The organism is Pseudomonas sp. stari2, from assembly GCF_040760005.1.
Taxonomy (GTDB): domain Bacteria; phylum Pseudomonadota; class Gammaproteobacteria; order Pseudomonadales; family Pseudomonadaceae; genus Aquipseudomonas.
Genome location: NZ_CP099760.1, coordinates 3280144 through 3291895 on the forward strand (window position 1 = coordinate 3280144; position 11752 = coordinate 3291895).

Below are 11752 nucleotides of genomic sequence, written 5' to 3' on the forward strand. Positions count from 1 at the left end.
AAGATCGCAGCCTTCAACGAGGTCTACAAGGGTTTCAGGTACAACAGTACGTAATCATTCTTGTCGAAACGCCCGCTCAAGACCGGTTGCAGGCTGGCCAGCGGCGTACCTTGCAGCGATTGCAGGTCTTTGCTGTCCATGATCAGCCAGGCCGGGCCATCGAGCGCTTCCAGTTGCTGAACAGTTTCGGTGAACTGCGGTTGCAGGTCCTGTTCGACGTTGACCATGAACTTGATCGCCTTGGCGTCCTTGCCCATGCCGTGCAGCACCAGTGGCGCCGGGTTCTGTTGAATCTGAGCGAACGCAGCACGACTGAAAGAACGGGTGTCATAAAGCGCGCGTTCCACCGGCTCGAATACGGCGGCATAGACCGTCCACAACGCCAGTACCGCGCTCAGGGCCAGCACCTCGGCGCGCCCGCGTGGCTTCCACAGTCGTGACAACGCCAGCAGTTGCAGCAGGCCCAGCACGATCAGCACCGGCATGACACCGGTCAACAGCTCCGGGAACTTGCGTCGCGCAACCAGCAGGGCAACGATCAACAACAGTGGCGTCAGCAGCCACAGGGCCTGAATGATCCCGCGCAGCCAAGCGAATATCCGTCCGTGAGCCACCTGGAACGGATACGCGGCGATGATCGCTGCCATCGGCAACATCGGCAGCAGGTAACGCGCCTTCTTCGCCTGTGGAATCGACAGGCCGACCATGACGATCAACCCGGCTGCCGCGCAATATTGCACCAGCCGCAAGGCCGGCCCGCGCTGATGCGGTTTGCTCAGCCATGCCGCCGCCAGCACCAGCAGCGCCAGTGGATAGGCCAGCGCGTAGTTGCCCAGTGAACTGGTGAAGTAATACAGCGAACCGCTGACGCCCTCACTGCCATCCATGCGCCCCATGAACTGCATGCGGATCACGTCTTGCAGAAAGGCCTCTCCACCGCTGAGCTTGGCCAGCAACAACAGTAGACCGACGCAGGCGGCGAGCAGTATCGACGCCAGTGCACCGAACACCAACAGCCGTGTCCACTGACGGTTGAGCAGGTAGTAGCTGCAGAGCATGCCGGTCGGCACCACAAGGCCGATCGGCCCGCGAATACCGAAACCCAGTAACAACAGGGCAAAGATCAACGGCCAGCGTCGGCCGGAACCGAAATGGTCGTGGGCATAGCCCAGGTAGAACACCGACAGCGCCACGGCGGCCAGCATCAGGTCTTGCGACACCGCGCGGACTTCAGTGATGAAGGTGCTGGTGAGCATCAGCAGCGCAATGCTGATCAATGCCCATCGCTGCGAATGCACCGCCAGCAAGCGGTACATCAAAGTCACGATCACCCCGCCGGCGATGGCGCTGGGCAGCCACGCGGTCAGGGTATTGATCGCGCCGAAGGGCAGCGACAACAGCCAGATGAACAGCGTCGAAACGGCTGAGTAATCGGCGTACGGCTGGCCATACGTGGTCGGGAAAACCGTCGGCCCGTGTCTCAACATCTCCTGGGCAAACAGTACAAAGCGTGAATCAAAGCCAATGGGTGCCTGTCCGTAAACCCCGGCGACAAACAACAGCAGTGCCAGCAGCCCTGCGATCAGGGACTGCCGGCGGATGGCAGGCGACAACGTAATCAAGCGACGTCCGCGGAGTTAGGCCATTGTTGCAGCGGGATCGGCAGCTTGCGCGAATCCCCACGGCCGATCGGGAAGTACTTGAAGCCATTGCGCGCCAGACGTTCGGCGTCGTAAAGGTTACGGCCGTCGAAGATCACCGGATCCTTGAGGCGTTGCTGGATCAGGTCGAAATCCGGCGCCTTGAACTGCTGCCATTCGGTGCAGATGATCAGCGCGTCGGAACCGGACAGCACCGATTCAGGGGTGCCCATCAGCATCAGTTTTTCTTCGTTCGGGTACAGATGCTGGGTTTCCTGCATCGCTTCCGGGTCGAAGGCACGAACGCTGGCGCCGGCGGCGAACAGCGAATCAAGCAGAACGCGGCTTGGCGCATCGCGCATGTCGTCGGTGTTCGGCTTGAACGCCAGGCCCCACAGGGCGAAGGTCTTGCCGCGCAGATCACCTTTGTAGAACGCATTGATGCGGTCGAACAGTTTGTGCTTCTGGCGTTCGTTGATCGCTTCGACCGCTTGCAGCAGGTCGCTGGAGCAATGGGCCTGTTCGGCACTGTGGATCAGCGCGCGCATGTCTTTGGGGAAGCACGAGCCGCCGTAGCCGCAGCCCGGGTAGATGAAGTGGTAACCGATGCGCGTGTCGGCGCCGATGCCCTGGCGTACCGACTCGATGTCGGCGCCCAGGTGTTCGGCCAGTTCGGCGATCTGGTTGATGAAGCTGATCTTGGTCGCCAGCATGCAGTTGGCGGCGTACTTGGTCAGCTCGGCACTGCGCAGGTCCATGAACATGATGCGGTCATGGTTGCGGTTGAACGGCGAGTACAGGTCGCGCATCACGTCGCGCACTTCATCGCCTTCACAGCCGATGACGATGCGGTCCGGACGACGGCAGTCGGAGACCGCCGAACCTTCCTTGAGAAATTCCGGGTTGGAGACGATATCGAACTGCAGCGCGCGACCGGTCTTGTCCAGCGCGGCCTGAATATGGGCGCGCAGGGTGTCGCCAGTGCCGACCGGTACGGTGGATTTTTCCACCAGGATCAGCGGTTGCTCGCGATGACGGGCAACGGCGTCGCCTACCGACAGCACGTATTTCAGGTCGGCCGAGCCATCCTCGCTGGACGGTGTGCCCACGGCAATGAACGCCACGCGACCGTGAAGTACGGCGGTCTTCTCATCGGAAGTGAAGTGCAGACGACCGGAATCCAGGCCTTCACGGACCAGGCTCGACAGGCCCGGTTCGAAGATGCTGACGTGACCCTGGCTGAGCAGCTCGACCTTCTTCTGATCGATATCCATGCACACGACATCATGGCCGACCTCGGCCAGAACCGCGGCTTGCACCAGGCCGACGTAACCGCTTCCAAATACTGTGATTTTCATGGAGCACTCCTCAAATCGGGCGCTTGTGCCGGACGAGTGTTGATAGTGATGACACCGAGCATGACCAGTGCCACGCCCAGTGATTTGGTGAAACTGAAGGATTCGTTGAAGAGCGGCAGACTGGCCGCCAACAGGTACACCAGCGCATAGCTGATGCTCAGCAGCGAATAAGCACGGCCCAGCGGCAGGTCGCGCAGGGCGGCGAGCCAGCAGAGCATCGACAGTGCGTAGGCGAGAATGGCCGTGACGACCACCGCTAGCGCTGACAGATCGACGCTGCCGCCGCTCAGGGCTGACAACCATTGTTCAGGCTGCGGAAGGCGCGTCATGCTCCAGCGCATACCCAGTTGGGCGCCGCTGACCAGCAATACGCTGCCCAGGGCGAAGCCGATGCCGCGTCGCTGGCTCATGATTGTTGCCCCAGCAGTGCCACGCCGCCGATCACCAGTGCGACGCCGATCCAGTGCTGGCGATCGATCGGTTCGCGAAAGACGAAACGCGCGATCAAGGTGATCAGCACAAAGTTGAGGCTGAGCATCGGATAAGCGATGCCCACTTCAAGGCGTTGCAACACCAGCAGCCAGACCAGCAGGCCCGAACCGAGTGCGAACAGCGCCAGCCACAGCCACGGCGAGCGCAGTTTGTCGGCCCAGGACGAGTCGACACCACGCCAGCTCTCCACGGCGTACTTCTGTGCAACCTGGCCCAGACACGTCAGCAGACACGCCGTCAGCAACAGCAACCAGCTCATGACGGATCCTTGGGCAGGACGATGATCACCAGGTTGCCTTGCTCATAACGGGTGCCGTCCTTGGGCAGCAGGTCGACTTCATGCAGCTCGTCGTCGCCCTTGACCCGCATGACCACGCCGACCGAGCCGGTGCGGCGGGCATCGCGTACCCACTGCTGGACTTCATCGGTGGTGATCCGCTGTTCGGCGCCTTCGGGATAGCTCAGGCCATACTTCAGCTCGCCCACGGTGTTGTACAACGCCACCTTGGGTTGCTTCAGGCGCCAGGCCAGTGCCGAAGCGGCACCGAGATCGTTGCTCAGCATGTGCGTGGTGCCGGACAGTTCGTCGAGGTGATGCAGGATGAACTGGTCCGGAGTCTTGTTGGCCACCACCGACTTCGGCAGTGCGGCCGGCAGCACGCCGATCAGCAGCAGACTGCCGAGCGCCGGAGCGGCCCAGCACTGCAGCGGTAGAAACGCTTGCGCAAGGTTGGCGATGATCCAGCCGATCAGGGCAATGAACACCAGCACCATGCTGTGCAGCTCATGGTCGTACACCGGTTTTTTCAGTTGCAGGTAAACCAGTGCGATCAGCGTGACGACACCCAGCACCAGGTTAAGCAAACCGTTGATGCTCAAGGCCCGGCCTTGTTCCAGACGCAAACGGTCGGCCAGGGCATGACCCAGCAACAGCGCCAGCGGCAGCAGACACGGCAGGATGTAGGTCGGCAGCTTGCCGTTGGCGGTGCTGAAAAACGCCAGCGGCATCACCAGCCACAGCAGCAGGAAGGCGATGCCCGGTTGGGTACGGGTCTGCCAGGCTTGCTTGAAGGCCGGCACCAGCATGCCGACCCACGGCAGGCTGAAGGCAACCAGCAATGGCAGGTAGAACCACCAAGGCGCGTCGTGTTGGGCATCGTCACCGGCAAAACGGCGGATGTGTTCGTGCCAGAAGAAGAACCGCCAGTAATCCGGTTCCTGACTGTGCACGGCCAGCACCCACGGCAGGCTGACGACGATCGCCACGGCAACCGCCACCGGGCCGTAGATCAGCAGCTCACGCCAGCGTTTCTGCCAGAGCATCCAGGGCAGGGCGACCAGCACCGGCAGCAGCCAGGCGAGAAACCCCTTGGTCATGAAGCCCATGCCGCAGGCTAGCCCCAGGACCGCCCAACTGATCACGCGTTGTCGGGTGCTGCGACTGTCGACAGCAAACCACAGGGCCACGAGGCTCAGGTTGACCCAGAAGGTGAATTGCGGATCGAGGTTGGCATAACCAGCCTGGCCGGCAACCACCGTGAAGCTCATGTAGAGGAGGGCGCAGATGAAGCTTTTGCGCGGCTCGTTCCACAGGCGACGGGCAACCAGGAAGCACAACAGCACACTCAATCCGGTGCTGAGGGCCGAGGCGAAACGCACACCGAACAGGTTCTGCCCGAACAATTCCTGACCGAGCGCGATCATCCAGTAACCGGCAATCGGTTTCTCGAAATAACGCAGGCCCATGAAATGCGGGGACACCCAGTTGCCGCTCAGCAGCATGTCCTGGCTGATCTGGGCGTAACGGGTTTCATCGGGAATCCACAGACCATGGGTGCCGAGCGGCAGCAGGTAGGCAAGCAGAAACAATCCGATCAGCAGCGGCAATGCCCAGCGTTTGCTCATGCCCCTTGCACTCCCAGCCAGCCTTCACGGCCTTCGAGGACGCCACGCTGCACACGGCCGACAGGCAATGTGTTGAGAAACTCGGGCAACAGATCGCCCAAAGGCTTGAACTCGATTTCTCGCTGGCGTGCATCGGCCAGCAAACGGCGAAACTCTTCGGCCATCAGAATCCCTTCTACTTCGGCATGAATGGTGTAGTTGTTGAGGTTGTCCGGGCGGAACCGGTCAAGAATGAAGGCGTTGAAGTCCTTCGCCGCCACGGTCGGGCCGACCACTTCGTCGAAGGTCGGCATGTCCACCGGAATCTGCGGCGCACCCACTGAACCATCGGCCAGCAGTGGTCGAAACAGCCGATTCCCGCGGCAGTCGCTGTTATAGCGAAAACCGAAGGTCTCTTTGGCTTCGACCACACGCTCGTCCGCGCGCCATCCGGCGGCGGCCGAACACTGGATTTTCTCGCCGATGATGTCGCTCAGGGTGTCGACGCCGCGACGGATCTGTTCGATCAGTTGCGCGTCGCTCCAGGTGCCGGCATTGGCCTGCCAGCCGTGGTGATCCCAGGCGTGCAGGCCGACTTCATGGCCGGCGTCCCGGGCCTGACGCATCAGGTGCCCGAGGTCGCGACCGATCGGTTTGCCCGGCCAGGCTGTCCCGGCCAGCAGGATGTCCCAGCCATACAGGCCGGCGGCGTTGGAACGCAGCATTTTCCAGAGGAATTGCGGGCGGATCAGGCGCCACAGATGTCGGCCCATGTTGTCCGGGCCGACACTGAAGAAAAACGTTGCCTTGACCTGCGCTTCGTCGAGGATTTCCAGCAACCGGGGCACCCCTTCACGGGTGCCTCGGTAGGTATCGACATCGATACGAAGACCTGCCTGCATTAACGCTTGTCCGCGATTTCGAGCATGGCTTCACGCAGGAAGAAGTCCAGGGTGTTGCCGATGGTTTCGCGCATTTCCACGGTTGGCTCCCAGTTCAGCAGGCGCTTGGCGTTGGCGATGCTTGGCTTGCGGTGTTCCACGTCCTGGTAACCGGCACCGTAGAACGCCTTGCTTTCCACGTCGCGGAAACCGGCGAACGGAGGGAAGTTGCTGCGCAGCGGGTGAGCTTCGAACTGACGCAGCAGTTCTTCGCCCAGCTGACGGATGCTGGCTTCGTTTTCCGGGTTGCCGATGTTGATGATCTGGCCGTTGCAGACATCATTGTCGTTGTCGATGATGCGGGCCAGCGCCTCGACGCCGTCGGCGATGTCGGTGAAGCAGCGCTTCTGCTCGCCGCCGTCGAACAGACGGATCGGAGTGCCTTCCACCAGGTTCAGGATCAGTTGGGTGATGGCGCGGGAGCTGCCGATACGGGCCGAGTCCAGACGGTCCAGACGCGGGCCCATCCAGTTGAACGGACGGAACAGGGTGAAGTTCAGGCCTTTGGCGCCGTAAGCCCAGATCACGCGGTCCAGCAGTTGCTTGGAAACCGAGTAGATCCAGCGCTGCTTGTTGATCGGGCCGACGATCAGGTTGGAGCTGTCTTCGTCGAAGTTCTTGTCCTGGCACATGCCATAGACTTCGGAGGTCGACGGGAAGATCACGCGCTTGTTGTACTTGACGCAGTAGCGAACCAGTTTCAGGTTCTCTTCGAAGTCCAGTTCGAACACGCGCAGCGGGTTGCGGGTATATTCGATCGGTGTGGCGATCGCCACCAGCGGCAGGACCACGTCGCATTTCTTGATGTGGTACTCGATCCACTCGGAGTGAATGCTGATGTCGCCTTCGACGAAGTGGAAGCGTGGGTGGTCGCGCAGACGGTCGATGGCGTCGGAACCGATGTCCAGGCCATAGATCTCGTAGCGGTCGTCACGCAGCAGGCGCTCGGACAGGTGGTTACCGATGAAGCCGTTGACGCCCAGGATCAGCACGCGGGTGCGACGTGGCGCACGGCCGGATTCAGCACCGCGCAGCAGCGAACCGTCTACCAGACCCAGTTCATTGGCCAGTTGCGGGCCGCTCAGGTACAGACCGTTGTCGTTGCGCTGACCGGCGTTGATCACCAGCGAATCTTCACCGCAGGCGATGCGCAGCGGATCGACGCTGATCACACGGCCAGGGGCCTGGCCTTCGTTGCCCTTGACGACTTCGGCGCTCCAGACGATCAGCTTGTGTTCGCCTACGGCGCAGAAGGCGCCGGGGTACGGACGGGTCACGGCGCGAACCAGGTTGAACAGCTGCTCGGCCGGTTTGGCCCAGACCAGTTTGCCGTCCGCCGGCGTACGACGACCGAATACGGTGGCCTTGGATTCGTCTTGCGGGGTTTCGGTGATTTTGCCTTGCAGCATGTTCGGCAGGGTGTCGCGCAGCAGGTCGCTGGCGGCAGTGCGCAGTTTGGCGTGCAGGGTCAGACCGGTATCGCTGCGCTCGATGGCAACGCGTTGCTGGGCAACGATGGCGCCGGCATCGGCGCGCTTGACCATGCGGTGCAGGGTGACGCCGGTTTCGGTTTCGCCGTTGACCAGCACCCAGTTGGCCGGGGCGCGGCCACGGTAGCGTGGCAGCAGCGAGCCGTGCAGGTTGAACGCGCCTTTTTTGGCCAGTGCCAGCAGCGGCTCGCTCAGCAGGTTGCGGTAGTAGAACGAGAAAATGTACTCAGGGTCGAGCTTGGCGATGCGCTCGATCCACAGCGGGTGGTTGGCGTCTTCCGGGGCGTGGACCGGAATGCCTTTGCTGGCGCACAGCTGTGCAACCGAGGCGTAGAAGGCGTTTTCTTTCGGATCGTCGGCGTGAGTGAACACTGCTGCAATGTCGTAGCCGCTGTTAAGCAGGGCTTCAATGCCGGCGCAGCCAATATCGTGGTAAGCGAAGACAACAGTTTTTGCACTCATGAGAGAACCTGATCGGAAGTGGAATTGGAAGTAAGGCCGTCAACGGTGACCGCAGGTGCCGGGGAGGCCGGCTGGCTGCGCAACACCTTTTCAATGAAGAAGCGCGGGCGGGCGCGCACGTCGCTGTACATGCGTCCCAGGTATTCACCCAGCAGACCCATGCCGATGAACTGGCCACCGGTGAACACGAACAGCACCGCAAACAGTACGAATGTGCCGTCACCGGCCCAGACTGCACCGAACGCCAGGCGCAGGACGATCAGCGCAACGGCGAACAGTGCGCCCAGGCCTGCCATCGCGAAGCCGACGATGCTCAGCAGGCGCAGCGGCGTGGTGGTCATGCACGTGACCAGATCGAACATCAGGTTGATCAGGCGCATCGGGCTGTACTTCGAGTCGCCGTGTTCACGCTCGGCGTGGGCCACGACGATTTCGGTGGTGTGGCGAGCGAAGCTGTTGGCCAGGATCGGAATGAACGTGCTGCGTTCGCGGCAGGCGAGCATCGCGTCGATGATGGTGCGGCGATAGGCACGCAGCATGCATCCGTAGTCGCTCATGGCCACGCCGGTGGAGCGTTGCACCGCCAGGTTGATCAGCTTCGACGGATAGCGGCGCAACGCCGAATCCTGACGATGGCCACGCACGGTGCCGACCACGTCATAGCCTTTCTCCGCCTCGGCCACCAGGCGCGGAATTTCTTCCGGCGGGTTTTGCAGGTCGGCGTCGAGGGTGATCACCACGTCGCCCTTGCACTGTTCGAAACCGGCCATGATCGCGGCGTGCTGGCCATAGTTGCGGTTGAGGATGACGGCTACGAACGGACTGTTTTCACGCCCGGCGGCTTCCTCGAGCATGTTGGCCGACTCGTCGCGACTGCCGTCGTCGACCAGCACGATTTCGTAGTCATGTTTGAGCTGGGCGCAGGCTGCCTCTGTGCGCCGAAGCAGCTCAGGCAGACTGTCCTGTTCGTTGTAGACCGGGATGACGATCGACACGCATTTAATCGGGTAAGGTCTCACGAGCGTTTGTCCATAAGGGTGGCGATGGCACCGACAACACGATCCAGATCCTGGTCGGTCATGTCGGGGAACAGCGGAATTGAGCATAGCCGCGCCGAGTTCCATTCGGTGTTGGGCAGATACAGATCAGGGTCACGCTGGCGGTACCAGGTGTGCAGATGGGTGGCAATGAAGTGAATGCCGGTGCCGATACCTTGCTCCTGCAGGCCCTTCATGAAGGCCTCGCGATCCATCCCGCAGCGCTCGCTGTCGATGCGCAGGATGAACAGGTGCCAGGCGTGTTGCTGGGCGTATTGCTGTGGCACGGCCAGCGGCTGCACTGGCAAGCCTTCGAGCTTTTGCAGGTACTGACCGGCCAGCTCGGTGCGGCGGGCATTAATGGCGTCCAGGCGCTCCAGTTGCACCAGGGCAATGGCGGCGTTGATGTCGGCCAGGTTGTACTTGAAGCCCGGCTCCATGACCTGAGCTTGCGGCTTGCGGCCACCGGTCAGACGATCGTAGGCATCGACGCCCAGACCGTGGAACTTGAGCATGCGTACACGGCTGGCCAGGGCTTCGTCGTCGGTGACGAACATCGCGCCTTCGGCGCAGGTCATGTTCTTGATCGCGTGGAACGAGAAGATCGCCGTGCCGTGGGAACCGACGTGGCGGCCCTTGTAGCGGGTACCGGCAGCGTGAGCGGCGTCTTCGATTACGGCGATGCCGTGCTTGTCGGCCAGGGCATACAGCGGATCGAGATCGAACGCGGCGCCGGCGTAATGCACGGGAATGATGGCTTTGGTGCGCGGCGTGATGGCCGCTTCGATGCGGGCCGCGTCGGTCATCAGGGTGTCGCGGTCGACATCGACGAACACCGGTGTGGCGCCCAGCAGGGAAATCATGTTGGCGGTGGAGACCCAGGTCTGCGACGGCGTGATGACTTCATCGCCGGGACCGATGCCCAGGGCCAGCAGGGTGATGTGCATGCCGCCGGTGGCGGAGGAGAGAGCAACGGCGTGCTTGCAACCCACGTACTGCGCGAACTGTTCTTCAAGTGCCTGGTTTTTCGGCCCGGTGGTTATCCAGCCCGAACGCAGTACCTGCTCGACGGCCGCAATTTCTTCATCGCCGATACTCGGGCGAGAGAAGGGGAGAAACGCCTGACTCATGGACACCTCATTGCGAAAAAAATGGACAGATCCATCTGTTCATCGGATCCAATCCCAGCGTAGCTACAAAAAACGGGTTTTGCATCAACGAGTTGCTTGGTAAGCATGACGTCGGGGTTTGGTTGACTTTTCAGGCGTTGCCCGGCAGGTTGGGCGGTACCGACTGAGGACCTATCTAGCTAAGGTTATTCCCGATTTTGTGAAAGGAATATGAAAAACCGGTCGGCGAATCGTTTATCTGAAATTCATACAGCCGCTGTTCAGACTTCCGCGGCTTTTGTTGGAAAAGTCCTACTAAAAGACTCTTCTTTATATCAAGTTCATTGCAGTTGTTAGTTGTTGTGCTGGACTGTTTTTACTCAAGGCCTTTCGTTTGAGCAGCTTATCCGTTACCCCTTCAGAATCCATCAGAAGTAATCCGTTGTCCTTGTATCTGGCGCGTTTGGCACCTTCCAGCCAACTCACCATGCGTTACGTTTTGCAGGATGCCGCCGACCGTCTCGGCTTTGAAGACATGAATGTCGAGGACATTCCGTGGCATGCCTTACAACCCGAAGATGTTGTGGCGTTAGTCGCAGCATTGCGTGCAGACAACTATGCCCCCAACACCTCTTCACTTTATGTAAATGCCATTCGCGGTGTGATGAACGAAGCCTGGCGCATGAGCCTGATCACTCAGGATCATCTTTTGAAAATGCGTTCGGTCAAGGGCATGGCCGGCACGCGACTGTCTCAGGGGCGCAATCTCAAGCGCACGCTGATTCATGAACTGATGGAAGTCTGCGCCGCCGATCCGCGCCCGCAGGGGTTGCGTGACGCGGCTGTGATTGCGCTGTTGTACGGCACCGGCATGCGTAAATCCGAGTCGGTGGATCTGGATTTGAACCAGGTGGACTTCACTGAACGCAGCCTGTGCGTCACCGCCAAGGGCAACAAGCAACTGATCAAGTACGCGCCGGCCTGGGCGTTCGCCAAGCTGAATGCCTGGCTGGAGTTTCGCCGTTCAGAACTCAAGGAAGGCGAAAGCGACGATACGTTTCTGTTCAACCGCATTCGCCGTGGCAGCCACATCACCCGCGAGCGCATCACCAAACACGCGATCTATTACATCGCCCGCCAGCGCGGCACGCAGGTCGGGGTGAAGATCATGCCCCATGATTTCCGGCGCTCATTCATCACTCGGGTCATCGAAGAACACGATCTGTCGATTGCCCAGAAACTGGCGCATCACAGCAATATCCAGACGACCGCCAACTACGACGTGCGCGACGACAATGAACGGCGTCGCGCCGTGGATCGTTTCGATCTGTAGCTGAAC

General features: G+C 60.9%; 10 protein-coding genes. 1 reads left to right on the forward strand and 9 read right to left on the reverse strand.

Annotated features, from left to right (window positions below):
* Positions 1 to 23: 23 nt before the first annotated feature.
* From NH234_RS14795 to arnB, 9 genes are read right to left on the reverse strand one after another with little or no spacing between them, the layout of a single operon-like run.
* Positions 24 to 1622 carry a glycosyltransferase family 39 protein gene (locus NH234_RS14795; protein WP_085730863.1) on the reverse strand — a complete coding sequence of 533 codons (1599 nt, stop codon included), beginning with the start codon at positions 1620 to 1622 and terminating at the stop codon, positions 24 to 26.
* Positions 1619 to 2998: a UDP-glucose/GDP-mannose dehydrogenase family protein gene (locus NH234_RS14800; RefSeq protein WP_367253206.1), complete on the reverse strand. Its 1380-nt coding sequence runs from the start codon at positions 2996 to 2998 to the stop codon at positions 1619 to 1621. Before NH234_RS14800 ends, NH234_RS14795 begins: the two co-directional genes overlap by 4 nt.
* Positions 2995 to 3408, reverse strand: coding sequence for a 4-amino-4-deoxy-L-arabinose-phosphoundecaprenol flippase subunit ArnF (gene arnF / locus NH234_RS14805; protein WP_367253207.1), 414 nt, complete (start codon positions 3406 to 3408; stop codon positions 2995 to 2997). Before arnF ends, NH234_RS14800 begins: the two co-directional genes overlap by 4 nt.
* Positions 3405 to 3749 (reverse strand): 4-amino-4-deoxy-L-arabinose-phosphoundecaprenol flippase subunit ArnE, encoded by a 345-nt coding sequence (gene arnE, locus NH234_RS14810; RefSeq protein WP_065257283.1) that lies wholly within the window; start codon positions 3747 to 3749, stop codon positions 3405 to 3407. Before arnE ends, arnF begins: the two co-directional genes overlap by 4 nt.
* A complete protein-coding gene (arnT, locus tag NH234_RS14815; protein WP_367253208.1) occupies positions 3746 to 5395 on the reverse strand; it encodes a lipid IV(A) 4-amino-4-deoxy-L-arabinosyltransferase in 1650 nt (549 codons plus the stop codon). Before arnT ends, arnE begins: the two co-directional genes overlap by 4 nt.
* The gene (gene arnD, locus NH234_RS14820; RefSeq protein ID WP_085730867.1) at positions 5392 to 6276 is read right to left on the reverse strand and encodes a 4-deoxy-4-formamido-L-arabinose-phosphoundecaprenol deformylase; all 885 of its coding nucleotides are present in this window, start codon (positions 6274 to 6276) and stop codon (positions 5392 to 5394) included. Before arnD ends, arnT begins: the two co-directional genes overlap by 4 nt.
* Positions 6276 to 8267: a bifunctional UDP-4-amino-4-deoxy-L-arabinose formyltransferase/UDP-glucuronic acid oxidase ArnA gene (gene arnA, locus NH234_RS14825; RefSeq protein WP_085709967.1), complete on the reverse strand. Its 1992-nt coding sequence runs from the start codon at positions 8265 to 8267 to the stop codon at positions 6276 to 6278. Before arnA ends, arnD begins: the two co-directional genes overlap by 1 nt.
* Complete coding sequence (gene arnC / locus NH234_RS14830) at positions 8264 to 9286, reverse strand: undecaprenyl-phosphate 4-deoxy-4-formamido-L-arabinose transferase (protein WP_085730868.1); 1023 nt, start codon at positions 9284 to 9286, stop codon at positions 8264 to 8266. Before arnC ends, arnA begins: the two co-directional genes overlap by 4 nt.
* Positions 9283 to 10434 carry a UDP-4-amino-4-deoxy-L-arabinose aminotransferase gene (gene arnB / locus NH234_RS14835; protein ID WP_085730869.1) on the reverse strand — a complete coding sequence of 384 codons (1152 nt, stop codon included), beginning with the start codon at positions 10432 to 10434 and terminating at the stop codon, positions 9283 to 9285. Before arnB ends, arnC begins: the two co-directional genes overlap by 4 nt.
* A gap of 373 nt (positions 10435 to 10807) precedes the next feature.
* Here arnB and xerC point away from each other — a divergent pair, with 373 nt between their 5' ends.
* Positions 10808 to 11746 (forward strand): tyrosine recombinase XerC, encoded by a 939-nt coding sequence (xerC, locus tag NH234_RS14840; RefSeq protein ID WP_367253209.1) that lies wholly within the window; start codon positions 10808 to 10810, stop codon positions 11744 to 11746.
* Positions 11747 to 11752: the final 6 nt, after the last annotated feature.